The 23,236-nt window shown below is 66.0% G+C and carries 22 protein-coding genes; 5 read left to right on the top strand and 17 right to left on the bottom strand.

All coding sequences use genetic code 11. From position 1 onward, the window contains the following. Position 1: 1 nt before the first annotated feature. The 5 genes from KVF90_RS00110 to KVF90_RS00090 form a co-directional block, all read right to left on the bottom strand. Entirely contained in the window at positions 2-5,155 is a 5,154-nt protein-coding gene (locus tag KVF90_RS00110; protein WP_264392821.1) for a hypothetical protein, read from the bottom strand. Positions 5,156-5,176: 21 nt separating this feature from the next. Beyond that, a complete protein-coding gene (locus KVF90_RS00105) occupies positions 5,177-6,223 on the bottom strand; it encodes a DUF11 domain-containing protein (protein WP_264392820.1) in 1,047 nt (348 codons plus the stop codon). Positions 6,224-6,294: 71 nt separating this feature from the next. Then, positions 6,295-6,777, bottom strand: a complete 483-nt coding sequence (locus KVF90_RS00100) for a hypothetical protein (protein WP_264392819.1) — start codon at positions 6,775-6,777, stop codon at positions 6,295-6,297. 48 nt (positions 6,778-6,825) lie between these two features. Further along, positions 6,826-7,722 carry a hypothetical protein gene (locus tag KVF90_RS00095; RefSeq protein WP_264392818.1) on the bottom strand — a complete coding sequence of 299 codons (897 nt, stop codon included), beginning with the start codon at positions 7,720-7,722 and terminating at the stop codon, positions 6,826-6,828. A gap of 180 nt (positions 7,723-7,902) precedes the next feature. Then, a complete protein-coding gene (locus KVF90_RS00090; protein ID WP_264394586.1) occupies positions 7,903-8,322 on the bottom strand; it encodes a VOC family protein in 420 nt (139 codons plus the stop codon). A gap of 103 nt (positions 8,323-8,425) precedes the next feature. On the opposite strand from KVF90_RS00090, the gene KVF90_RS00085 reads away from it, so the two are divergent. Beyond that, positions 8,426-9,088: a glutathione S-transferase family protein gene (locus KVF90_RS00085; protein WP_264392817.1), complete on the top strand. Its 663-nt coding sequence runs from the start codon at positions 8,426-8,428 to the stop codon at positions 9,086-9,088. Further along, the gene (locus KVF90_RS00080; RefSeq protein ID WP_264392816.1) at positions 9,085-9,966 is read left to right on the top strand and encodes a S1/P1 nuclease; all 882 of its coding nucleotides are present in this window, start codon (positions 9,085-9,087) and stop codon (positions 9,964-9,966) included. Before KVF90_RS00085 ends, KVF90_RS00080 begins: the two co-directional genes overlap by 4 nt. On the opposite strand, the gene KVF90_RS00075 is transcribed toward KVF90_RS00080, so the two are convergent. Together KVF90_RS00075 and KVF90_RS00070 are read right to left on the bottom strand one after the other, a co-directional pair. Further along, positions 9,963-10,589 (bottom strand): LysE family translocator, encoded by a 627-nt coding sequence (locus tag KVF90_RS00075; RefSeq protein ID WP_264392815.1) that lies wholly within the window; start codon positions 10,587-10,589, stop codon positions 9,963-9,965. The two genes, KVF90_RS00080 and KVF90_RS00075, sit on opposite strands and share 4 nt — an antisense overlap. Next, on the bottom strand, positions 10,586-11,053 hold the full coding sequence (locus KVF90_RS00070) for a cupin domain-containing protein (protein WP_264392814.1): 468 nt from the start codon (positions 11,051-11,053) through the stop codon (positions 10,586-10,588). The genes KVF90_RS00075 and KVF90_RS00070 overlap by 4 nt, the downstream gene beginning before the upstream one ends. Before the next feature lie 29 nt (positions 11,054-11,082). Here KVF90_RS00070 and dapE point away from each other — a divergent pair, with 29 nt between their 5' ends. Together dapE and KVF90_RS00060 are read left to right on the top strand one after the other, a co-directional pair. Next, positions 11,083-12,234, top strand: coding sequence for a succinyl-diaminopimelate desuccinylase (gene dapE, locus KVF90_RS00065; RefSeq protein ID WP_264392813.1), 1,152 nt, complete (start codon positions 11,083-11,085; stop codon positions 12,232-12,234). A 33-nt stretch (positions 12,235-12,267) separates the two neighbouring features. Beyond that, positions 12,268-13,599: a dicarboxylate/amino acid:cation symporter gene (locus KVF90_RS00060; protein ID WP_264392812.1), complete on the top strand. Its 1,332-nt coding sequence runs from the start codon at positions 12,268-12,270 to the stop codon at positions 13,597-13,599. 15 nt (positions 13,600-13,614) lie between these two features. Here the strand turns inward: KVF90_RS00060 and KVF90_RS00055 are convergent, their stop codons facing one another. The 6 genes from KVF90_RS00055 to dapB all read right to left on the bottom strand — a co-directional run bounded on the left by KVF90_RS00055 (position 13,615) and on the right by dapB (position 19,294). Continuing rightward, positions 13,615-14,019 carry a hypothetical protein gene (locus KVF90_RS00055; protein WP_264392811.1) on the bottom strand — a complete coding sequence of 135 codons (405 nt, stop codon included), beginning with the start codon at positions 14,017-14,019 and terminating at the stop codon, positions 13,615-13,617. Positions 14,020-14,091: 72 nt separating this feature from the next. Beyond that, complete coding sequence (locus KVF90_RS00050) at positions 14,092-15,858, bottom strand: vWA domain-containing protein (protein WP_264392810.1); 1,767 nt, start codon at positions 15,856-15,858, stop codon at positions 14,092-14,094. 88 nt (positions 15,859-15,946) lie between these two features. Then, the gene (gene nth, locus KVF90_RS00045) at positions 15,947-16,594 is read right to left on the bottom strand and encodes an endonuclease III (RefSeq protein ID WP_264392809.1); all 648 of its coding nucleotides are present in this window, start codon (positions 16,592-16,594) and stop codon (positions 15,947-15,949) included. 10 nt (positions 16,595-16,604) lie between these two features. After that, positions 16,605-17,294, bottom strand: a complete 690-nt coding sequence (locus tag KVF90_RS00040) for a DUF6891 domain-containing protein (RefSeq protein WP_264392808.1) — start codon at positions 17,292-17,294, stop codon at positions 16,605-16,607. A 17-nt stretch (positions 17,295-17,311) separates the two neighbouring features. After that, entirely contained in the window at positions 17,312-18,487 is a 1,176-nt protein-coding gene (locus KVF90_RS00035) for a M48 family metallopeptidase (RefSeq protein ID WP_264392807.1), read from the bottom strand. A gap of 72 nt (positions 18,488-18,559) precedes the next feature. Further along, positions 18,560-19,294 carry a 4-hydroxy-tetrahydrodipicolinate reductase gene (gene dapB, locus KVF90_RS00030; protein WP_264392806.1) on the bottom strand — a complete coding sequence of 245 codons (735 nt, stop codon included), beginning with the start codon at positions 19,292-19,294 and terminating at the stop codon, positions 18,560-18,562. A 34-nt stretch (positions 19,295-19,328) separates the two neighbouring features. Here dapB and KVF90_RS00025 point away from each other — a divergent pair, with 34 nt between their 5' ends. After that, a complete protein-coding gene (locus KVF90_RS00025; RefSeq protein ID WP_264392805.1) occupies positions 19,329-20,039 on the top strand; it encodes an NAD-dependent deacylase in 711 nt (236 codons plus the stop codon). Here the strand turns inward: KVF90_RS00025 and KVF90_RS00020 are convergent. From KVF90_RS00020 to dnaA, 4 genes are all read right to left on the bottom strand, one after another. Continuing rightward, positions 20,020-20,286: a hypothetical protein gene (locus KVF90_RS00020; RefSeq protein ID WP_264392804.1), complete on the bottom strand. Its 267-nt coding sequence runs from the start codon at positions 20,284-20,286 to the stop codon at positions 20,020-20,022. The two genes, KVF90_RS00025 and KVF90_RS00020, sit on opposite strands and share 20 nt — an antisense overlap. 99 nt (positions 20,287-20,385) lie before the next feature. Further along, positions 20,386-21,162: a HesA/MoeB/ThiF family protein gene (locus KVF90_RS00015; protein WP_264392803.1), complete on the bottom strand. Its 777-nt coding sequence runs from the start codon at positions 21,160-21,162 to the stop codon at positions 20,386-20,388. Next, entirely contained in the window at positions 21,159-21,581 is a 423-nt protein-coding gene (locus KVF90_RS00010; protein WP_264392802.1) for a DUF983 domain-containing protein, read from the bottom strand. Before KVF90_RS00010 ends, KVF90_RS00015 begins: the two co-directional genes overlap by 4 nt. A gap of 97 nt (positions 21,582-21,678) precedes the next feature. Further along, complete coding sequence (gene dnaA / locus KVF90_RS00005; protein WP_264392801.1) at positions 21,679-23,082, bottom strand: chromosomal replication initiator protein DnaA; 1,404 nt, start codon at positions 23,080-23,082, stop codon at positions 21,679-21,681. Positions 23,083-23,236 lie beyond the last annotated feature (154 nt).

The following is a 23,236-nucleotide window of genomic DNA, read 5'->3' as shown; positions in this document are numbered from 1 at the left end:
ATCAGCGCCCCAGCCCGAGGAAGCCGAAGCTGTCGGCATCGAACTTCATCCGCACCGCCGCAAACGCGCCCTTGTCGCTGTTGCGCGCCGCGCCGAAATCGCCGTCGCGGAAGCCTTCGACATTGTAGCCCACGGTTACCAGCATTCCTTCGACCGGGACGACGCCGATGGTCGGGCCGTAGGCGAAGCTGGTCACGTGGTCGGTGATGTTGCTGCGCACCGTGGTGCTTGCCCCGATCTCGAAGCGCTCGCCGATGCCGAAGCGGGCATCGCCGCCGACCAGCACCGAGGTGCCGGCAAATTCGGTGCCTTCGAACCGGTCGAGATTGTGCCGCGCGCCGAGGAACAGCGCAAATTCGTGGCGGCGCACTTCGGCGCCGTTGTCTTGCCCGCGCGGGGAGAGATTGGCTGAGAAACTGCCGACGAGGCGGCGCGAGGTGGCGTTGCCGTCGACCACCAGCGCAGTGCGTCCGGCCCCGCCCGCGCCGCCGATCTCGCCTGCGACGCCCCCGGTGATCCGGTCGCTGCGGAACTCCACCCGGCCAAGCAGGGCGAGCGGTGAGGCGTCGGGGCGGTGGGCAAAGGCGATGCTCGCGTCGAGGATTTCGGCCTTGGCCCCACCGGCGCTTTCGGACAGCGTCCAGGTGAAGCCCGATCCGACGAGGCTGCCTTCGCCAAGCTGGCGGATCGCGCCAAGCAGCGCGCCCTTGCGGTCGGCAGTTTCGCCATCGCGCACTTCGCCGCGTGCGGTGATGCTCCAGCGGTCCTTGCGCCAGGCTGCGCCGAAGGTGGCGGCGGTGAAGTCCTCGAACAACAGCCCGCCGGTGATCTGCCCGCCGCTGGCCGGGGGCTGGGCTGGGTTGATGACGCCGCCGGTTCCCGGGTTGCCGCCGAGGGTGCGGTTGCCGTCAATCGTGGCGTCGATGGTCAGACTGGGGCTGATCTGCAGCGTCTGCGACAGGCCGAAGGCAGCAAAACTGCGGGTGCCGCTTTCGCCGATGGTTTCCTCGCCCAGCGTGGTGACGATCTGGCCGCCCTGCCACGGGGCGACTTCGATCCCGCCGCGCAGCTGGCGCGCCTTGAGCGTTTTGCCGTCGGACAGTTCATAGGTGCCCACCAGCCGCACATCCTGCGTGATCGCATAGCGCACGCCGAGGCGGTGCCGTGCGGGCAGATCGAGGCTTTCGGCCTTGTCGAGCGCGATGGCGGTTCCGGCGGAGAGTTCCAGCTTGTTGTCGAACAGGCGCTGGGTCGCGCCCGCTTCCAGCACGGTCGAGGCGGCGTTGCTGCCATCGACCAGCCGGTCGTTGAAATGGGTGATGCCGAAGCGCAGGTCGGTGCGCTGGCGGGTCAGCATCAGCTGGCCCTGCGCGGCGCGGCGGCGGGCGGTATCGGTCAGGCTTTCGTCCTGCCACAGGCTGCCCACGAAGCTCAGATCCTGGCTCAGCAGCACGCGCCCGTCGACGCCTAGCTTGCGGCGGCCGCGCTCGGCGGCGTTCTGTTGGCCGATGCCATAATCGCTGTCGATCTGGCGAGCATAGGCGAGCAGATCGATGGTGCCGGTCTGGTGCTGGACTTCGGCGATCCAGCCCGTCGCCGCATCGCCTTCGCGGCGGCTGACGCCAATTTCGGCGCGGATTTCGGTGTTGTCGCCAACGCGGGCGAGCAGGTCGACCGCGCCGATATCGGTGCGCTGCGTCTGGCCGGCTGCGCCTTCAAGTCCGGCATCGCTAATCGCACTCGCACCGATCCGGATCGTGCCGTTGGCGCTGGTCCAGTCGGCGCGCAGGCCTGCGTTCATCTCGGCTTCGCCCGCGCCATCGGTTTCGAATTCGATGACGATGAATTGCGGGTTGAGGTTTTCGTCGCGGCTCAGCACCGGCGCGGCAAAGCGGATCGTGCCCGCCAGCAGGTCGATGTCGTAATCGGTGAAGCGGGTCAGCACCCGGCTCGACACGATCTGTTCCGGGCGGAAACGGTCGCGCACTTCGATGGTCACGCGCTCGGAATTGGCGAGGATGCGGCGGCTCGACAGGCTGTAGGGGCCGGAGATGCCCTGACCCTGGATTTCCTGACGCTGGAAGCGGCTCGAAATCTCGGCGGCAAAGCCCTGCGCCTTGACCCGGCCGAACCGCGCCTCGGCCTTCACGCCGGTTGCCGTGCGGTTGTAATTGGCGAGGCGGGTCTGGTTGAAGGCGGTCTGGAAGTCGCCATAGAGCGCGTAGAACGTCGCGGTCTCGATCCGGACATACAGATTCTCGCGGCTCGCCGCGTCGAACTGGCGGGCCGAGGCATCGCCGAACACGGTGTAATAGGCGGTCGGATCAATCGCGCCGAGCACCTGCTGGTCGTCCCGCTGCTTGGCGCTGTCATAGGCGAGGGTCAGCAGGTATTTGCCCAGAACCCGCCCCTTGGCATAGAGCGCGACGCGCGCATCATCGCCCAGATCGCTGTCGAACTGGCCGGCGCGTTCCATGTTATCGGCGACCGAACGTGCGCCCAGCGTGCCTTCCGCAAGGCCGACGATGGTCCACTCCACTTCGCCCGGCTCGATCCATGCTTCCAGCTCCTGACGACGGGTGATCTCGCCATCGTCGAAGGCAAAATCGAGGCGGAGCGAGCCGCTGACCATGGTCGGGGCGAGTTCGATCAGGGCAATGCCATCAGTCCCCTTGACCACCCAGCGCGCGGTGACCGGCGCGGTGCCGGTCAGCTGGTTGAGCTGTTGGCGGTCAATCAGCTCGGCGCTCTGGTAAGGGGCGTTGAGCGTGAAGCTGCCCGAAATGCCTTCGCGCAAGGGGCGGTTGTTGCGGTCCAGCACGCGGATCGCCACCACCGGACGGGTGCGGCCATCGGCAACAAGCTGGGACTGGGCAGGCAGAAATTCGACCTTGGCGGGCGCGCGGGTGAAGAACACTTCGCGGGTGAAGGTCTTGGAGACCTCGCCGAAGGAGTTGATGATCCTGGCTTCCAGCACGGTGCGGTCGGTCAGCAGCTGCACGCCGCGCCACTGGCTGATCGCCCACTTGCCGCGCTCGGGCGTCTGGGTGCCATCGAAGGCGAGTGGGTCGACAGGCTTGCCATCGACCAGCAGTTCGACCGTCTGCCCGCGGCGGTGGCGGATCGCGACGCGGATCGCCGGGGCGCGCGGGTTGGCGTCGATGGCGGGGGCGATGAAGCCATCCTCGCCATCGCCCAGCGACAGGAAATCCCCGGCGGAGGGGCCGGTTTCGGCGGGCGCATCCTTGGCTTCGTCCTTCGCGCCATCCTCGGTCTTCACCGCGGCGGACGGAGCGACCGGAAGCGCGCCTTCAGGCACCACGGCATGGAAATCGGCGACCACCAGGCTGCCGCCCTGACCGATCGCAAAGCGCGAGAATGCGCTGCCCGCGCTGCGGGTCGATGCGGTGCAATCGGTCATGCGCGCGCCTTCGGGCAGGGTCATGCGTGCGACCTGCACCACGTGGGTGCCGGGGACGACGCCTTCGAAGTGATAGCGCCCGTCGGCATCCGTGATTGCGAAGCTACCGTCTTCCAGCATCACCCGCACGCCCGCGATCCCGCGGCGCTCGGCCTCGGCAAGGGTGCAGGCTCCTGCGGTGACACGGCCGATGATCGTCATGCGGTCGGCAATGCCATCGCGCACCAGATCGACCGCCGCGCTCGCGCGCGCCTGACGACCCAGCCCGTCGCGGGCAATCGCCGCGTTGAGCACCCGACCCGGAGGCGCATCGGGGCGCACGGTCATGGCATAGGTCACGCGCGCGCTGGTGCCGGCGGCCAGATCGCCGAGCGCAATCGTCACCACCCGGCCATCGGGCGAAATGCTTGTGGCCGCCTGCGGGGCGGCTGCGCCGTTGATGCGGATGCTGTCGGGCCGCAGGCGCAGCCATTGCGAGGGCGTGTCGGTCAGCGTCACGCCGCGGCGCACACGCGCCGGATCGCTGTTGCCGACGGTGACAGTGTAAAACACGACATCGCCCGGCGCAGCACGGGTGCGCGAGGCGGTTTTGGCAATCGCCAGATCCTGCACCGGACGGTCGACCGGCAGATCGACTTCGAACGGCACGGGATTGTCGAGCAGGAAGACATCGCCGAACGATCCTTCGCGGATCACATAGGGCCGCCCGTCAGGTCGCAACACGCGCGCCAGCAGCTCGCGCGGGGCGGTGGAGGGCGCGGTGTAGGGGGTCGGCGGCTCGACCACGAGGCGGAAGCGCCCTTGCGCGGTGAGCGGGAACCAGAACTCCCCCGGCCCCATAGGCACGCTGCGGCCCGAACCATCGATGATCGGCTGACCGGAAATAACGCTGGACGGCCATGCGGTTATGCCATCCTCGGCAAAGACTGTGGCGGGCGCATTGGTATCGGCATTGACCAGCGTGACCCGCGCGCCATCGACCGGCGCGCCGGTTTCGCTGTCGAACACCACGCCGAAGGGATCGACCAGCACGGTGACATCGGCGGACACCATCACCTCGTCACTGCCCGGGCGGCGCGCGGCGATGGTGATGCGCGAATCCGCCCCCACGCTCAGGCGGCAGTCTTCCTGGACCAGCGGCGGGGGGATGCGCAGCGTGTCGATCACGCCGGTGAAGATGCCGCTATCGGGCGCGGTCTCGAACACCGTGATCGTTTCGCGGTCGCCCTCCACCGTGGTGAGCACCACGGCGAGGCTGTCGATGACGGTGGAGTCGCGGTTCGCCGCAGCGGCGGTGATCTGGAAAAACAGGGGCTCACCCCCGCGCAGCCTGTCGGTCTGCTGGACGGTGGCGGTGGCGACCGAGGAAATGGCGGAGCCGCCGGGCGAGATGCTGGCGGTCGCGGTATCGGCCAGCCGCTGGACGGGGCCGTTGGCCGGGCCGCAGCGCGGCTGGCGGTACACCAGTTCCGAACCCGATCCGGGCGAACGGCGGAAAACGCGGATGGAGGGGGGCGTAAGCGGGAGCGCGGAAACATCGAAGCGCACCGGATTGCTGGACACGCGCTGGCGCGATCCATCGGCCTCCCAGCTTGCTTCGGCAATATTGGTGACGGTGCGCGCCGATGCGGCACCACCCGTCTGGGCGTGAACCCCCTCCTGCGGCACGCCGAATGGCAGCAGCACTGCAAGCAGTGCCGCAGCCACGCGCCGCAAGGAGGGGGAAACACGCAAGACCCAGTTCCCGATCGAAGATCAGTCGATCACGACCTGGAAGTAGAGCGAGCGGGTTTCGCCGGCAGCGACATCGCTGAGGCTGCCCGTCACCCGGTCTTCACCTGCCGGTCCGGCGCCGACGGTAAAGGTGCCGCCCGGCGTTCCGCTGGTGCAGGTCGCATTGCCGTTGACGAAGATGCCGAAGGCCGCGTCATAGGTCACATCGACCGGCAGATCGTCGGTCACGGCCACGTTGGTCGCCGTTGCTGCGCCCGAGGCGTTGGCCACGGTGATGCAGTATTCGACCGTCGCGCCGGGGATCGCCTTGGGGTTGGTCGACCCGTTGACCGGATCGCTGACCACGCGGCTTGCCTTGGTCAGGGTCACGACCGCGCCCGCAACAGTGTAGCGGCCGGTGTCGGAGAAGGCCCCGTCGTTGGCGGCATCGGTGTCGCCCTGACCGTCGAACAGCACGGTATCGATGCCCGCAGTGTTCGCGCCCGAGGTGCCGACCAGTTCCGCGCCCAGCGAACCGGCGGTGCCGGCGAGGTGCGAATTGGCGGTCAGCGTAACGTCGAAGGTGTTGCCGTTCACGGCGTTGAGGCCGATGTCGGACACAACGAGCACTGCCACGGTCGCATCTTCAGCGACTTCATCGAGGTAGGTGATCGGGCCTGCCGTCACTTCGGCTGCATCGAGCACGCGGTCACCGTCGAGGTCGCGGTAGATGCGGAAGTTGCCGATATTGACCGGGTTGCCGCCGGTCAGTGCCGAAGCGAGCGCAAGGTCAACCGTGTCGTTCGACAGGTTGGTCACGTCGAACGCGACAACCTGATCGTCTGAACCCGGCGCGACCGAGGTGGCTGGGCCGATATAGTTGACATTGACGTTCACGCGCCGGTCGACGGTGAAGCTGTTGCTTGCGGTCTGGGCGTTCTGCGAAACGCCGTTGACGTTGAAGCTGACGGAGACATTGTTGGTGATCGTTGCGCCTGCATTGGTCCCTTCGGCCATGGCAGGAGCGCTGGACATCGCGACGAGCGCAAACGCACTCACCGCACCCAGCAATTGCTTGGTGGTCTTCATTGGTCTGGTCCCGAGTGTTAGTCCTGCGTGATGAATTCCGCCCGCAGGACGTGGCGGTTATCTCCCGCTGGTCAGCGGATGATGGCAGGATAGGTGAGCCGCCCCGATGCGCCGGGGGCGATGCTCGCCAGCACCCAGCGGACGTGGGTCACGTCGGCATGGGTGGCGGGGCGCGATGTCCCGTCGGAATTTGCGATTGTGAGCGCGCCGAGCACGCCCCAGGTCTTGCCCCCGTCGACCGACAGCTCGAGCGCCGGATCGGCTTCTGGCGACAGGCGCACGGCGGCGGGCAGCGGGTTGGTAACGGTGAAGTTGGTCACCGCATCTGCGCCCTTATTGGCGTAGTCGGTGCCGAACACCAGCCGGTCACCCGGCACGATCGTGGTCGGATCGACCAGTTCGGTGCGTTCCTTGCCATCGGCGTCGGTGACGACTTTCACCGCCTTCACGTCGCCGGTCAGCGCGACCTGGCTGGTGTTCTGCGCGCCCAGCGGCACGGCGGGCAATGCAAGCGTGGCTGCCACAGCGAGCATCAGTTTCGTGAGTGACTTCATGGTACTGCCCCGATTTTCGTTTGTTTTTATTGAAGAAAGCTGAGATTCTTACTGGTTGACGGTGACGTTGAAGGTGACAGCGCGGCTGGTTCCCGCAGCCACGCTTCCAAGGTTGACGGTGATTCCGCTCGCATTCGAAGCCGCGCCCGCGTCGCCATCGGCAGCATCGGTCAGCGCGGTGGCATCCAGTGCGAGTGTGCCGGGCACGTAGGTCGTGCCGGCGGGAATGGCGTCGGTCACCACAAGGTTGTTGACCGATCCGGTGCCGCTGACGCGGGCTTCGATGGTGAAAGTGGCAATGGTTCCGGGCACGGCGCTGGTCCCGCCGAAGGGATCGCGCAGAGCAACCGACTTGACGAGCTGGACGCCTGCGACGGCATTGATCAGCGCCCCGCGCGCGGTGGCAGCCGCGCCGGTGGTGCCGATGATTGCATCGCCACCATCCACGCCCGCGCCCGCAAAGGAAGTACCGGGGGTGCCGGTGCCGGTCACGGCTTCGGTGGCCAGATCGACATTGCTGCGCTGGCCGTCCCTGGCGGTCTGCGGCACAGTGACGAGCACGAACACCGTCAGCCGCGCATCGGGCGCGAGCACGGCGGTGGTCTGCGGCTGGCCGAGGATCTGGTCGATCCCGTCCTCGTAGGTGCCGTTGCCGTTGCTATCCACGGCGACCGCGCGGACCACCGTGTCGAAATCATTGCCGGCCACCGCGGGATTGGCGAGCAGGCGGAAGGCTTCCGGGCCGTTGCCCTGATTGGTGAGTTCGAAGGTCAGCACCGCATCGCCCGGGCGCGCGGTCACCGGGCCGGGGTCGAGCGAAGTCAGCGTGACATCCAGCAGCTCGTCAACGCGCACCGTCACCGTGTTCGAATTGACGCTGCGCGGCACGCCCGCTTCGTCGTAGTTGGCGACAGCGGTATTCTCGATCAGCGTGCCCGCGGTCACCCCCCCCAGCCAGCACAGGCGCGGGCGCAAATGCGCCAGCCAGCATGGCAGGGACGAGAACCGTGGCTAACGAAGCGTAAAGGCGGGCATTGGTGGTCATGCCCCGGGGAATTACGCAGGAATGGTTATTTTTCCGTTAGTGATAATTTTCGCAAAGGATTGCAGGAGCGCGTTTTAGGCTCAGGTAGCAAACAGGTTAGCCGGGTCGGCAAATGCCTTGAACTCGAGCGCATTTCCCGCCGGATCGCGCAGGAACATCGTCGCCTGCTCACCCGGTTGGCCTTTGAAGCGGATGGTCGGCGCGATCACGAATTCGCATCCCCCCGCCTGCAAGCGTTCCGCCAGCGCCTCCCAAGCCTCCATCGCCAGCACCAGCCCGAAATGCGGGACTGGCACGCCGTGGCCGTCGACATGGTTGCTCGCCCGGTCTCCCGCCTGCCCGGGCGCGAGGTGTGCGACAATCTGGTGGCCGTGGAAATCGAAATCGATCCACTCGTCGCTCGAACGCCCTTCGGGGCAGCCCATCACTCCGCCATAGAAACGGCGCGCCTCGGCAAGATCATCGACCGGGAAGGCGAGGTGGAAGGGGGGAAGGGTCATCATGCTCTCCTGTTCCTGCACGTCTAATCCGTTCAGCCTCGACAGGGGAAGCCTTAATAACTACGGCGGCCTTCAATCAGTCTTGCAGGTGGAGCAGACCGACATGAAACTCATCATCGGCAACAAGAACTATTCGAGTTGGTCCCTGCGCGGCTGGCTCGCGGTCAAGCAGTCGGGCCTTCATTTCGAGGAACTGACCGTTCCGCTGCTGGGCGAGGAGTGGGACCGGATCAAGCAGGACATGGGCGAGGTCCAGCCCTCCAGCGGCAAGGTGCCGGTCCTGTGGGATGACGAGACCGTGGTGTGGGATAGCCTCGCCATCCTCGAATATTGCGCCGACAAGGTCGGGCGTGAGCGGTTCTGGCCCAAGGATGAGGCCGCGCGCGGCATGGCGCGGGCGATGGTTGCCGAAATGCACTCGGGCTATCTCTCCCTGCGCCGCGAGCTGCCGATGAACATCCGCCGCCGCGTGGAACTGCCGGGCGTTTCCGAAGGCGCGAAGCACGATATCGTCCGCATCCTCGGCCTGTGGGCAGAAGCCCGCGCGCGCCATGGCAGCGCGGGGCCCTATCTGTTCGGAACCTTCGGCGCGGCGGATATCTTTTATGCTCCGGTGGTGACGCGCTTCGTCACCTACGGCATCGGCGTCCCCGGCTTTGCGCAGGCCTATATGCAGGCGATCCTCGAGCACGACTGGATGCGCGAATGGATCGGGGCTGCCGAGGCAGAGGAATGGGTGATCGAGCAATGGGAGAAAATCGCATGAGGGGCATCGCCGCATTTTTGCTGGGCCTGCTGGCGCTGGTGCCTGCCCCGGCAAGCGCCTGGGGCTTCTACGCCCATCAGCAGACCGCCAGTATTGCCGAGGCGAATGTCTCGCCCGAAGCGCGCGCCAAGATCCGCGCATTGCTTGCGCGCGAGAAGGATCTCGGCACGCCCGATTGCCCGCTCAAGACCTTGCAGGATGCCGCTGTATGGGCCGATTGCGTGCGCAACGAAGGCTGGCGCTGGGGCTACACTTCGGCATGGCATTACCGCACCGCGCCGATCTGCGAAGCGTTCAACCCGCGCGCCAATTGTGCGGGCGGCAATTGTGTGACCGCGCAGATCACCCGCGCGCATCGCGTCCTTGCCGATGAAAGCCTGCCCGCCCCCGTCCGGCTCGAAGCGCTGGCCTTTATGGTCCACTTCGCCGGTGATGTGCACATGCCGCTGCATTCGGGCGACAACGAGGACCGCGGCGGCAATGACCGCGAGACCGATTACGGCATCATCCCCAGCCTCAACCTGCACTGGATCTGGGATGGCCCGCTGGCCGAACGCGCGATCAGCGATCCCGCCGATCCGGTGGTGCGGCGCTATTCTCCCGCCGAGCGTTCGGAGCTGGGCGGCGGATTGCCCGACGACTGGGGCCGCGAAAGCTGGGAAATCGCGCGCAGCTTCGTCTATCCCACCGCCTTCGATACCGAGAACGTCTGCGCGGCGCCGCTGCCGGCAAAGACGGCTCTCAGCCAGGAGGACATCGTGCGCGGCGTGCCAATTGCCAAGCGGCGGGTGCAGCAGGCGGGCTTGCGGATCGCCGATCTGCTCGAAAGCGCCTTTGCGCCGGGGCCGCTGGTGGTGCCGGACGAACGCCGCCGCTAGGCGACGAAGGCCTTCGCAAGGAACCACAGGCCCACGCCCAGCATCGCCAGCGCCAGCACCCGCCGGACGATCCGCGCGCGCGCTTCGGCCATGAGCACGCCGCGAGCTTGCTCGGCCAGCAGCACCAGCGTCAGGTGGATCGCGGTGGCTATGCTCACGCTGATCGCCGCCAGCGTCAGGCCTTCGCCGAAACCCGGCTGACCATCGGGGATGAACTGCGGCATCACCGTGATGAAAAACAGCGCCGACTTGGGATTGAGCAGGTTGATCGCGAAACCCGCGAGGGCATGACGCTCGGTGCTCTGGCGCGGGGTGGCGGCGGGTGAACTCTCGCCTGAACCTTTCCACGCTTCCCACGCCAGCCACGCCATCATCGCCGCGGCCAGCACCGAAACCGCCTTGGTCAGCGCCGGGCCCTGCGCAAGGATCAGGCTGGCCGCAAGCACGCTCAAGGCGGCATTGGCGGTGAGGCCGAGCGCCACCCCGAAGATCGCCCCAAGCCCGGCGCGGCGCCCTTCGGCCAGCGTCAGCGTGACCAGCCACGCCATGTTGGGTCCGGGCGTCATCTCGATCAGCAACACCGCCAATGCAAACCCGGCCCAGTTGACTACGGGGTCGATCACGGGATGCGCGTTGCCTCGTACCGAGTGCCATCCTTACGGGCGTAGCCTTCGGCATCGAACACCATGTCGATATCGGAATACTCGCCGCTGTCAGCCTCCCGGCTGCCGGCGCTGATGGCGACGAAGACACAGGGTTCATCCGAGCGGTTGTGCAGGCAATGCCCGTTTTCCACGCCCGCGGGGAACGTGAGCACATCGCCGGGGCCGACCGGGAGTTCGCCGTGGTCGTCGATCAGCACCGCTGCGCCCGACAGCATCACCACCAGCTCGTCCTGACCGCGATGCCAGTGCCGCTGCGAAGAGAAAGCACCGGGCAGCAGGGTGACGTGGCTTGCGCCCATCATGGTCAGGCCCGCGACCGGGGCAAGGCGGCGATACCAGCGCCCATCCACCGCCGCATCGAATGGCGGCGGATAGCCGGTCACATTCGTCTGGGGAATGGCGGCAAGATCAAGCTTGGGCATTGGCGGCAACTCCTGCTAGGCCTTGGACAATGCTTGACGTAGCCGACCTTGCCAAGCGCCTGATCGCCGCGCCTTCCGTGACGCCAGCGACCGGTGCGGTGTTCACTGAACTGGAGGCCATGCTGGTCCCTCTGGGCTTTGCCGTCCACCGTTTTACGCGGGGCGACGGGGCCGAAGGGAGCGAGGAAGCGCCGGTCGAGAACCTGTTCGCCCTGCGCGCCGGTCCTGCGGGATCGAAGCACTTTGCCTTTGCCGGGCATCTCGACGTCGTCCCGCCGGGAGAAGGCTGGGCGAGTGATCCTTTCGAGCCGCAGGTGCGCGGTGAGTTGCTCCACGGACGCGGCGCAGTCGACATGAAGGGCGCGATCGCCGCGATGGTCGCCGCCGTGGCCGAGGTTCCGCAAGAGGCCGGGACGATCAGCTTCATCATCACCGGCGACGAGGAAGGCCCCGCGCTCCACGGCACTCGCGCGCTGATCGATTACATGACCGAAGCAGGCATCCAGCCTGACCTGTGTCTGGTGGGCGAGCCGACTTCGGTGAACCGCCTTGGCGATATGGTGAAGATCGGGCGGCGCGGGTCGGTCAATATCTTCATCGACGTCGAGGGCACGCAGGGCCATGTCGCCTATCCGCACCTTGCCGATAATCCGCTGCCCAAGCTGGTTGCGATCCTCGGAGAACTGGACGCGCTGACGCTGGATACAGGGACAAAGTGGTTCCAGCCTTCCAACCTGGAGATCACCGATATCAATGTCGGCAACCGCGCGCATAACGTGATCCCGGCAGCGGGCGCGGCGCGCATCTCGATCCGCTTCAACGACCTGCACACCGGCAAGAGCCTGTCCGACCGGGTGTGCGCGATCGCAGAAAAGCACGGCGGCAAGGCCCGTCCCGTCATCTCGGGCGAGCCCTTCCTGACCGAGCCGGGGGCGTTCTCGAAACTGGTCGCGGCGGCGGTCGAGGCTGAAACGGGTGTGGCGCCTGAACTCAGCACCACCGGCGGCACGTCCGACGCGCGTTTCCTGCGCGCCGTGTGCCCGGTGATCGAATTCGGCCTGTGCAACGCGACGATGCACAAGCGCGACGAGGCGGTGGCGATACCCGATCTGGATGTGCTCGCGCGCATCTACGCCCGCATTGCGCACAACGCGCTGGCCCTCGCCGAGACGGAAAACTAGCGCCTCCGGGCGCGCGGGAGAGAACCGGAAATCATGGACCGCAAGCTGACCCTCTATATCCTTGCCGGCATGGTGCTGGGCGTGATCGTTGGGCAGACGCTCAACCAGATGGTGCCCGCCGACGTGATCAAGGAATCGATCGCGCCGTGGTTCAAGCTGCTGTCGGACATCTTCCTCAATCTCATCAAGATGCTGGTTGCGCCGCTGGTGCTGTCGACCATCGTCGTCGGCATCGCGCATATGGGCGATAGCGCCGCGCTGGGCCGCATCGGCGTGCGCGCGCTGGCGTGGTTCATCACCGCGAGCCTCGTTTCGATCGGGTTGGGGTTGGTTTTGGTCAACATCTTCCAGCCTGGCATCGGCGCGCCGATCCCCGATGCCGCAGCTGCAACCGCTGCGGTGGGCGAAGTGAAGGAGCTGAAGGCGACAGAGTTCATCCTCTCGATCTTCCCCAAGAACGCGGTCGAGGCGCTGGCGACCAATAATATCCTGCAAATTCTGGTGTTCTCGATCTTCGCAGGCGTCGCCCTGTCGGCCATCGGGGAGCGCGGCAAGGCGCTGGTCACCGGCGCGGATGCGCTGGCCGAGATGATGCTGCAGGTCACCGGCTATGTGATGCGCTATGCGCCCATTGCGGTGTTCGGCGCGCTGGCCAACGTGGTCGCGGCGAGCGGGCTGGCGATCCTCGGCACCTATCTGACCTTGTTGGTCGAATTCTATCTGTCGCTGGTGCTGCTGTGGGTCATCCTGCTCAGCGCAGGCGCGGTATTCCTCGGCAAGCGCATCTGGCAGCTGATCCGTTACATCCGCCAACCGCTGATGATCGCTTTCTCGACCGCTTCGTCGGAAGCCGCGCTGCCCAAGCTGTTCGAACAGCTCGACCGCTTCGGCGTGCCGCGCCGCATTTCGGGCTTCATGCTGCCGCTGGGGTACTCGTTCAATCTCGATGGCTCGATGATGTATATGAGCTTCGCGACTTTGTTCATCGCGCAGGCTTACGGGATCGATCTCCCCATCGGCACGCAGATCATGATCCTGCTGACGCTGATGATCTCGTCCAAGGGCATCGCCGCCGTGCCGCGCGCCAGCCTCGTGGTGATTACCGGCACGCTGGCGATGTTCGGGCTGCCGGTGGAGGGCGTGGCGATCATCCTCGCCATCGACCAGTTCCTCGACATGGGCCGCACCGCGACCAACGTGGTCGGCAACGCGGTGGCGACCGCGGTGATCACCAAGTGGGAAGGGATGCTGGAGGTCGAAGAGCCCGAGGTCGTCGAGCACCCCCACGCACCCGCCCACACGGCGGCCGATGGCCGCGCGGGGCTGGAACTGGACCCGAGCAATTTCGACGAGGGGAAGGGGTAGGGCTGTCCGCCCCGCCTACTCCTTCACATACTCCACCGGCACAAACTCACCCAGTGCGCAGCCCGCGCCGCGTTGCGGGACGCCGCCGATGTTGGTGAGGCTGTAGACGATCTGCTGCGTGCACAGCTGGTTGATCGAGGTTTCGTAAGTGATTGCGCGGTCCCAGCCGAGGCCGGGGCAGCGGTTGGTGAGCGTGCTGCGATAGACCTTGCCGCCGATCATCTCGAAATCGATCACCCTGTCGCTGCGCACCACGGAGTTGCGCACCTGCGAGCGGTCGATGCAGTTCTGCCCGGCACCCAGCACTCTCACCGCAGGCGTGCGCGCGGCATCGGCTTCGGCACGCGCGGCGGGATCGGATGGCGCGCAGGCGGCAAGGATCAACGGCGCAGACACGAGAGCGAGCAAGCGGGGGATCATGGCATGTCTCTCCACCAAAAGAGCCGCCATCATCGCCCCGCCGCTTGAACCGCGCCTTAATCCATGCGGGGATCAGGTCGCGTCGCGCTCCATCAGGATTTCCACCCCGTCACGCGCGTTGCGCAGGAACAGGCGGTCGCCGCTGACACTGTAATTGAATACGAGGTCCGTTCCCTCGATGTGCAGCTGCTTTTCGTTGATCGCGTAGCCCTGATAGATTTCTTCTCCGGCATCGCGGCCGCTGTTGCGCTCGGTGATGAATTCGCCGTCCTGGGTGATTGCGATCAGATCGCCGCGCGACACATCGTCCACGCCCTTGTGGCGCACAACCTTCCATTCGCCGAACACTTGGCCGATCTGGCCCGGCAGGGTGGTCTGCGGCAACCCGGCGAGGCGCGTGGCCTTGGCCTGAAGCCCGGCGACAAGCTGGACCTCGCCATCGATGCCGGTCACGCCCGAGGCCGCGATCCGCTCCGAAAGACCTGCCAGCAGCTCCGCCGCGCGCTTGGCATCACGGTTCTGGTGATAGGCCGCCAGCGCCGCGCGGGTGGTGACATATTGATCGACCAGCAGCTCGGCCTTGGCGAGGTTGGCGGGCACGCCTTCTTCCGAGAGCGCGACCCGGTCTGTATCGCTCTCGCGCTTCTGGGTGACGGCGTTGGTGTAGCTGACCGCAATGTCCGCAAGCGGAGCGCCCCTAGGGTCACCTTCCAGCGTAGCGAAAATCCCGCCGCCATTGTTCGACAGGAAGGCGCTGCCGATGGTGACCGTCACCGTGCCATTGCCTGCATCGGCGATCAGCTCGCCCGGCACGCCGTAAATCGTGCCGACCTTCACGCCGTCCGCCGGGTCGATGGAGATGACCAGATCCTGCGCCACCTCGCTCACCATGTTGCCGAATTCCTTGGCGAACAGGTCAGTGGCAGCGCCTTCGCGCGGGACGAAGAACAGGTTGCCGCCGCGCACGCTCGATACCTTGGTGGCGAGCGCGCCGTCGAAATGGGCGCCTACGCCGATGGTGGTGAGGCCCACGCCCTTGCGCGATCCATCGATGGCTTGCGCCATGAAGCCTTCGGCGCTGGTGTTGCCGGTATTCGGGTTCTCGTCAGTGAACAGCATCATGCGGGTCTTGCCGCGGCTGTTGGGCCGTTCGGCAAAGGCGGTGGCAAAGCCCAGCTTCATGCCCGCTTCCATCGAAGTCGATCCGTCAATCCCGATCGCATCGACCGCGAGGTGCAGCACATCCTTGTTGCCCGCAACCTCGATCACCGGCTGATGCACCAGCGAGGTGGTGCCGTAGATAACGATGCCGAGCCGGTCACCTTCGCCCAGCAGGTCGATCACGGCGTGCAGGCCTTCCTTGACCCGCGCCATCGGTTCGCCCGTCATCGAGCCCGAGCGGTCGATCACCGCAATCAGGCTGATCGGTTCGGCAGCATAGGCCGCGCCGTCGATCCCGCTTTCAAAGCCGATGCCGACGAAGTGCTCGCCCGTCGTCCGCGCCGAAGCCTTGGCGTGGGTGGCGACGCAGAACAGCTGCGTGCAGTCGCGCTTGGAGGGCAGCACCAGATCATGTTCGCTCAGCAGACCTTCGACCGTGAAGCTCGATGCCTGCGGGAGACCTCCGTCGTCGGACTCGCCAAGTGCGATGGAGCGGAAATGCTTCACATCCTGCGCGCCGCCCTGCGTGATGCGCGTGCCGGTGACGATCACGGCGTCGTAGTTTTCCTCTTCGTCTTCAGGCGGGGGAGAGGCGTCCTGCGCAAGGGCGGGCGAAACCGCGAGCGACAGACAGGCGCTCAACATCAGAGCGCGGCGGGACGACATGGTAAAGCGCATGGCTCATCTCCCCTGTTATGGAAGGGGAGCGTAACGCGATTCGGGCCACACGCCTAATGGTATGGTTTTGCAACGGGATTGCGGCGTGTCAGACGCGCGGGTTCTCGAGAACTTTCTTCTTGAAACTGCAAAGGTCCACGACCGTGCAGCGCCAGCATTCGGGCTGCCGCGCCTTGCAGACGTATCGCCCGTGCAGGATCATCCAGTGGTGCGAATCCCGGCGGAAGGGCTGGGGCACGCGCTTTTCCAGCTTGGCTTCGACATGATCGGGGGTCTTGCCCTTGGCCATTCCGGTGCGGTTTCCTAGGCGGAAAATGTGCGTATCGACCGCGAAAGTTTCCTGCCCGAACCAGCAATTGAGCACCACATTGGCCGTCTTGCGCCCGACGCCGGGGAGCCGGACCAGCGCCTCGCGCGTGTCAGGCACCGCGCCGCCATGTTCGTCGACGAGGATTTGGCTGAGCGCGATGACATTCTTGGCCTTGGAATTGAAGAGCCCGATGGTCTTGATGTGCTCCTTCAGCCCGTCCTCGCCGAGATCGAGCATCTGCTGCGGCGTTTCGACCTTGGCGAACAGCGCGCGGGTCGCCTTGTTCACGCCCACATCGGTCGCCTGCGCGGATAGCGCCACGGCGACGAGCAGCTGGTAGGCATTGCCATATTCCAGCTCGGTCTGGGGCGAGGGATTGTCCTCGGCCAGACGGCGGAAGAATTCGAAGATCTGGTCCTTGGTCATCGCCTTGCGCTTAGCGGCCGAAGAGCCTTTGCCACAAGTCGCTTCCCGCAGCGGCACCGCGCGGGCGCCTTGGTGGCGGTGGCGGGGGCGGGGGAAGAGGAGCCGCGGGGCCAGCCGGGCGCACCCAGTCGGTGCGCTTGTGCCATACGATCCCCGGCACATCGAGGCGCGTTTCGGGATCGCCGTTCCACGAAGGCGCAAAGCCTTCCGCCTTGAGCGCGGCGACGACCGACTCGCCGATCCCCCGCTTGGCCTCGACCCCTTCTGCCACCGCGTCGAAGCCGATGAACAGCGCGTGCCCGCCGAGCACCCGTTCGATATCCTGACCGTGATAATAGGCAAAGCCGCGCCAACTGTCCGGCGGATCGCGGCCAATCAGGTCCCATGCGTCGCCATGCGCGTCGCTGGTTGTCATCCCGGCATTGTGAAGCGCGAGGATGCCGTCTGCCTCCAGCGCATCGAAGGCGCGGGCAAGGCGGTCCCAGTCGGTCACCGCTGGCCATGTTGCCTCGGCCGCGCGCTTGGTAGCCAAGGCAGCAAGCGCATGTTGCCGTACTACGCCCGCGTGCGGCGCGCTGTGGGGGTCGAAGGCAAGGTCGGCGATGTAGGTTTCAAGGTCGTCCTCGTTGAAGAAACCCGATTCCACCAATGTGCTCACCTGATCGCGCAGATAGGCCAGATCGTCAAAGTCGTCCTCCATCGTCTTTCCGCCCTTGCTTATTTCGTGACCTCAGGGGGATGCGTCGCCTTCCACTCCATGGCCATGAGCGCGCGCTTTTCGACCGAGGGGTGGGTATAGAACAGCGCCTCCTGCAGCGCGCTGGGGCGCGGGTAGCGGTATTCGGCGGTCTTCACCAAGGCTGTGGCCAGCGCGTCCGGCTCGTTCACCGTCTCCAGCGAATAACGGTCCGCCTCGGTCTCGCCGACGCGGGTAAGGGTGTTGGTGACGGGGGTGACCAGCAGGCCCAGCACCGATCCCACCACGGCAAAGACCGGCAGGCCGCGCGGCTCGTCAAGCCGCGCATCGCTGCCCAGCGCCCGCGCGGTGGGCGCGAACAGGCGGTTCATCAGGAAGAAGAACACCATCGCCAACACCGGGAAGATCACAGCATAGCGCCAGATATGGCCGAGCTTGTAATGCCCGGCCTCATGCCCGGTCACAGCGCGCACCTCGGCGACCGAGGCTTGTTTCAGCGCCACGTCCGAAATCGCGATCCGCGCCGTGGGGCCGATGCCGGAGACATTGGCGGTGAAGCGGTCGGACTGGCGCGAGCCATCATACATGAAGATGCGGTCGTGCGGGATGTCGACGTCGTCGGCGATCTCTTCCAGCGCGGTGCGCACTTCGCCCGGAGGCACGGGCTTGTATTCGTTGAACAGCGGCTCGATCAGGGCCGGGCCGGCCAGCAGCCCGACCAGTGCGGCCACGCCGGCAAGGCCGCCGCTCCACAGCCACCAGCGCTGGCCGGTGCGGCGGATCAGCGCATAGACCCCGGTCAGGAACAGCCCGCCCAGCACCATCCCGATCAATTCGCCCGTCGCCATCTGCCCGAGGAAATCGCCAAGCGGCTGGCTCGACAGGCTATAGGACCGCTCACGATACCAGTTGGTGTAGATCGTCCAGGGGAGAGCGATCAGCGTGGAGATGATCAGGAAAGCGGCGCTGATCGTGAAGGTGGAAAGCCACGGCTTGCGATGCGCCATGCGATCGGCAATCCGGTCGAGCAGCCGCAGGCGGACCATGATGAAAGCGACCAGCAGCGACACACCGACGTTCAGGAACAGCAGCCAGTGATTGCCGGTGGTGTAGGCCTGCGCCTGTGCCAGCGCGTCAGGGCCAAGACTGTCGACCAGACGCGCGGCCTGCTGCGCGGGGGTGAGGTTGATGGCCATGGCGATGATCGCTCCCCTATGGATCAATGTGCATTAGTCGCGCAGTACACCGCGCGCCGAACTGTTCAAGGCTCAGAGCCCCAGCACGTCGTTCATGGTGTAGCGTCCGGCGCTTTGACCCGTCAGCCACTGCGCCGCTCGCACCGCCCCGCGTGCGAAGATCATGCGATTTTCGGCCGAGTGGCTGAGGGTCAGCCGCTCTTCGCTTCCTGCAAAGATCACGCTGTGTTCGCCCGCCACAGTGCCGCCGCGCAGGGTGGCAAAGCCGATTGCGCCTTCAGCCCGCGCGCCGGTCATACCGTGGCGGCCGCTTTCCATGTTGTCGCCGAGCACGATCCCGCGCCCTGCCGCGGCCGCCTCGCCGAGCAGTTTGGCCGTGCCGGACGGCGCATCGACCTTCATGCGGTGGTGCATTTCCAGCACCTCGATATCCCATTCCGGCCCCAGCCGCGCCGCGGCCTCGCGCACCAGATGCGCCATCAGCGTCACGCCCAGCGAGAAGTTGCCCGATTGCAGTACCGGCACGGCGCGCGCGGCTTCGGCCAGCATCACGAAATGTGGCTCTTCAAGTCCGGTCGTGCCGATAACGATCGGCTTGCCCGCCACCTTTGCCGCGCCAAGGTTCGCGGCGAGGGCATCCGGCGCGGAGAAATCGATCAGCACGTCGCACTGGCTGGCATGGGGGCCGATGCTGCCTCCGGCATCCACGCCGACACACATCGCATGGCCCGCGTCAGCAATCGCTGTCTCCAGCGCCTGTCCCATCCGGCCCTTGTGTCCGATCACCCCGAATTTGAGCTGTGCCATTGCCTTGCCTCTATGCCCCATGCTTGAAGGCCTCATGGCAGAGATTAAACGCATCGTCATCCTCACCGGCGCAGGGATTTCCGCCGAAAGCGGGATCGATACCTTCCGCTCGGCGGGCGGACTTTGGGAGCAGCACCGGGTCGAGGATGTCGCCACGCCCGAAGGTTTCGCCCGCAACCCCGACCTTGTTTTGAACTTCTACGACATGCGGCGCGCCGCGTTAGGCAATGTGGCGCCCAACCCTGCGCACATGGCGCTGGCGCAACTGGAGCGCGAATTTCGCGGCGATCTGCTGCTCGTCACCCAGAATGTCGACGACCTGCACGAACGCGGCGGATCGGCGCGGGTGCTGCATATGCATGGCGAGCTGAAATCGGCGCTGTGCCAATCATGCGAGACCCGCAGCCGATGGGACGCGACCATGATCGACCGCCCGCCATGCCCCGTCTGCCGCGCGCCGACCCTGCGCCCCGATGTCGTGTGGTTCGGCGAGATGCCTTATGAAATGGGCCGCATCTACCGCGCGCTTGAAAGCTGCGATCTGTTTGTCAGCATCGGCACATCCGGCGCGGTCTATCCTGCCGCCGGCTTCGTGCAGGAGGCACGGGCGGCCGGTGCGCGAACGCTCGAACTCAATCTCGAACCGAGCGAAGGCTCTCGCCTGTTCGACGAAACCCGCCACGGCCCGGCCAGCGCGCTGGTGCCGCAGTGGGTTGGCGAAGTGCTCAGTTCCGGGGCGGCGTAGGCGTGGGCGGATTGGCGCCGCGCTCTTCGGTCCAAGTGCGCCCTGAACCATTGGCAGCGGTGAAGCCTTCGTTCTGGGCATCGGCATCGGGGACGGCGTCTTCCTCGCGCTGGCGCTGGGCCACCGCCGCGTCTTCATGATTGGCCTGCGCCTTGTTGGCGCGCATCCACGAGGCGATGCCGTACACCAGCGCCGAGCCGATCGTGAACAGCGCCAGGACCATCACGATATCAAAGTCGAAATTCATCGGGTCAGCCTCCTTGCTTGGGGAAGGGGGCGACCGTGAAGGAGGGATGCTTGTTCCGCGCCGGGGCGAAGTTTCGTGCCGTGCCGTGGCGGGCGCAGGTCAGGCCGAAGCCGGGCCGCAGGTTCGGCAGCCGGGGTCCTTGCCGATGCGGATGGTGCGCAAGGATGGCTCCATGCCGTCGAGAATATGGACGCGGCCCCATTGCGGATCGCCCAGCGTGCTCACCCCCGCCAGCAGCACTTTGACCGCCTGCATTGCGGCAAAACTGCCCGCCCAGCCCGCCATCGCGCCGAGCATTCCGTCATCCGCGCAAGTGTCGCAATCCTCGGCATCGAAGGCATCGCCGACGAAGCAACGATAACAGGACTCTCCGGCAAGGTGTCCGGCAAAAGCGCCGACCTGCCCCTGAAAGCGGCCCACGGCGGCTGACAGCAAGGGAATTCTCGCCGCGACGCAGGCGTCCGATACGGCGAGGCGGGTGGCGAAATTGTCGGTACCGTCGAGCACCAGGTCCGCGCCTGCGATCAGGCTGGCGGCGTTTTCGGGCGTGATCCGCGCGTCGGAGACGTCGACCTGCAAGGCATCATCGAAATTGGCGAGCCAGCGCCGCGCCGATACCGCCTTGCCATAGCCGACATCGCGCTGGGTGAAGATCGTCTGCCGCTGGAGGTTGCTGACATCGACCACGTCATCATCGACCAGCGCGAGCCTGCCGATCCCGCTCGCGGCGAGATATTGCAGGGCAGGGCTTCCGATCCCGCCGAGCCCGATCACCGCCACGCGCGATTCGGCCAGCCGCACCTGCCCTGCGCCGCCCACTTCGGGCAGCACGATGTGGCGGGCGAAGCGGTCAAGCCGGGCGGAAGAAAGCGTCACGGCTTGTCCTCCGGCGCGCGGCGCTCTTGCCGGAAGGCACCAATGCCATGCCACCACAGGAAGCCGATCACCGCGCCCTTGGTCGGCTGGAGCGTCACCAGCAGCAGCCCAATCGCCACCGGCAGGATGATGGCAAGGGTCAGCCAGGCCGACATGCCGAAGGTGCCGATCATCGCGATCACCACCGGTGCGAGCAGGTGTCCAACCACGAAGATGCCGATATAGGCCGGGAAATCATCGGCCTGCTGCACAGACCAATCCTGCTTGCAATGGCCGCAGCGATCGACGGGTTTCAGCCATGCGCGGAACAGCGCAGCCTCGCCGCAGCGCGGGCACTTGCCCCGCGCGCCGCGGACAAGCGCGGGAATCCACCCGGCAGGCAGGTCGATACAGTCGGGAGAAAGGCGCTGAGAAGGCATGGACAGGCTGTTTACAGCCTGTGCACAGCCTGTCGACAGGGCTGTGGATCAGCCTGTCGAAAGCGCGGTGCAAAGCCGGTGGCCAGATTGTGGGTAATCAGCTCTCCAGCTGGCGCAGCAGGCTGCGCACATCACCGTCCATGTCGGCGTCGCGCTGACGCAGATCCTCGATCAGGCGCACCGCGTGGATCACCGTCGAATGGTCGCGCCCGCCGAACTTGCGCCCGATTTCGGGATAAGAACGCGGGGTGAGCACCTTGGACAGATACATCGCCACCTGCCGCGGGCGAACCACGGCGCGTGCGCGCCGCTTGGAGCTCATCTCCGAACGGTCGATACGGTAGAACTGGCAGACGGTGCGCTGGATCTCGTCGATGGTGATCCGGCGGCGGTTGGCCGAAAGGATATCGGTGAGCTGCTCTTCAGCCAGCTGGAGCGAGACTTCCTGCCCGGTCAGCTGGGCATAGGCGATCAGCTTGTTGAGGCCGCCGACCAGCTCGCGGATGTTGCGGGTGATGGTGCGGGCGAGGAATTCGACCACGTCCTCGGGCACGGCGAGCGGCGCGAAGCGCACCAGCTTGGAGACGAGGATCTTCTTGCGCAGCTCGATATCGGCGGGCTGGATATCGGCGACGAGGCCCATCGACAGGCGGCTGAGCAGGCGCGGTTCAACCCCGTCCAGCGCCTGCGGAGCGCGGTCGGCGGCGAAGACCAGCCGTTTGCCTTCGGCCAGCAGCGCGTCGATCGTATAGAGCAGTTCTTCCTGCGCGCTCGCCTTGCCGATGATGAACTGGATATCGTCCACCAGCAGCAGGTCGAAGCTGCGCAACCGGGCCTTGAACTCGATCGTCTGGCTCGACTTCAAAGCCTGCACGAACTCGACCATGAACCGCTCGGCCGAGCAGTAGAAGATCCGGGCGCGCGGGTGGGCCTGCAGATAGGCATGGCCGATGGCGTGGAGCAGGTGGGTCTTGCCCTGTCCGGTCGCCGCCTTGAGATACAGGGGCGAGAACTGCGGCTGTTCCAGTGCCGCCATGCGCTGCGCCGCGTTGCAGGCGAGGATGTTCGCTTCGCCCGTGACGAAGGCGGTGAAGGTCAGCGACGGGTCGAGCCCGACGGAGGAGGTGAAGGTCGCATCGCCCAGCGCGCCGGCGGCCATGGCAATCGCGCTCGCGCCATCATTGGCGGGGCGACGACCATCGTCGAGGCGCAGGTCGGGCAGCTGGCGGCGGCCCGGGTGGACGATGATGTTAACCTTGCGCACTTCGCTGCGCGCAATGCTCCAGGCGAGCTGCAAGCGGTCGTGGAAGCGGTCACGCACCCAGTTGGCGGAGAATTCGGTCGGCAGGTACAGATCGAGGGTGCCGGTATCGCGGGTCAGCGCGCCAAGCTGGATCGGCTTGATCCACTGGCTGTGCAGCTGGTGCCCCAGATCCTTGCGCAGGCCCTGACTGATATCGGCCCAGTCGGCCGCGAGATTTACAGCTTCGGAATCTTCCATCAGATGTTCGTCGGCCTGGCGGCCAGTCGTCCGCGCCTTGTCAGTCCTGTGCACAAGCTCATCCCCAATTCACCCACAGCCTGCCGGACACGGGTCCGCAGACTTATTTAATCCCATTGCGACAGGTACTGCCTTCCCCTTCCGCAGAATCGAT

This window comes from Porphyrobacter sp. ULC335 (assembly GCF_025917005.1).
In the GTDB taxonomy this organism is placed as follows: domain Bacteria; phylum Pseudomonadota; class Alphaproteobacteria; order Sphingomonadales; family Sphingomonadaceae; genus Erythrobacter.
Note: the sequence above shows the minus strand (reverse complement) of the source record. Positions and strands in the feature narration are given on the sequence as shown.

Coding starts and splice junctions, on each gene's coding strand:
- KVF90_RS00020 (WP_264392804.1), bottom strand. CDS start 20,286: ATGAATTTCGACTTTGATATCGTGATGGTCCTGGCGCTGTTCACGATC.
- KVF90_RS00055 (WP_264392811.1), bottom strand. CDS start 14,019: ATGATCCCCCGCTTGCTCGCTCTCGTGTCTGCGCCGTTGATCCTTGCC.
- KVF90_RS00090 (WP_264394586.1), bottom strand. CDS start 8,322: ATGACCCTTCCCCCCTTCCACCTCGCCTTCCCGGTCGATGATCTTGCC.
- KVF90_RS00010 (WP_264392802.1), bottom strand. CDS start 21,581: ATGCCTTCTCAGCGCCTTTCTCCCGACTGTATCGACCTGCCTGCCGGG.
- KVF90_RS00035 (WP_264392807.1), bottom strand. CDS start 18,487: ATGGCCATCAACCTCACCCCCGCGCAGCAGGCCGCGCGTCTGGTCGAC.
- KVF90_RS00070 (WP_264392814.1), bottom strand. CDS start 11,053: ATGCCCAAGCTTGATCTTGCCGCCATTCCCCAGACGAATGTGACCGGC.
- KVF90_RS00025 (WP_264392805.1), top strand. CDS start 19,329: ATGGCAGAGATTAAACGCATCGTCATCCTCACCGGCGCAGGGATTTCC.
- dapE (WP_264392813.1), top strand. CDS start 11,083: ATGCTTGACGTAGCCGACCTTGCCAAGCGCCTGATCGCCGCGCCTTCC.
- KVF90_RS00050 (WP_264392810.1), bottom strand. CDS start 15,858: ATGCGCTTTACCATGTCGTCCCGCCGCGCTCTGATGTTGAGCGCCTGT.
- KVF90_RS00105 (WP_264392820.1), bottom strand. CDS start 6,223: ATGAAGACCACCAAGCAATTGCTGGGTGCGGTGAGTGCGTTTGCGCTC.
- nth (WP_264392809.1), bottom strand. CDS start 16,594: ATGACCAAGGACCAGATCTTCGAATTCTTCCGCCGTCTGGCCGAGGAC.
- KVF90_RS00060 (WP_264392812.1), top strand. CDS start 12,268: ATGGACCGCAAGCTGACCCTCTATATCCTTGCCGGCATGGTGCTGGGC.
- KVF90_RS00100 (WP_264392819.1), bottom strand. CDS start 6,777: ATGAAGTCACTCACGAAACTGATGCTCGCTGTGGCAGCCACGCTTGCA.
- dapB (WP_264392806.1), bottom strand. CDS start 19,294: ATGGCACAGCTCAAATTCGGGGTGATCGGACACAAGGGCCGGATGGGA.
- KVF90_RS00080 (WP_264392816.1), top strand. CDS start 9,085: ATGAGGGGCATCGCCGCATTTTTGCTGGGCCTGCTGGCGCTGGTGCCT.
- dnaA (WP_264392801.1), bottom strand. CDS start 23,082: ATGGAAGATTCCGAAGCTGTAAATCTCGCGGCCGACTGGGCCGATATC.
- KVF90_RS00085 (WP_264392817.1), top strand. CDS start 8,426: ATGAAACTCATCATCGGCAACAAGAACTATTCGAGTTGGTCCCTGCGC.
- KVF90_RS00040 (WP_264392808.1), bottom strand. CDS start 17,294: ATGGAGGACGACTTTGACGATCTGGCCTATCTGCGCGATCAGGTGAGC.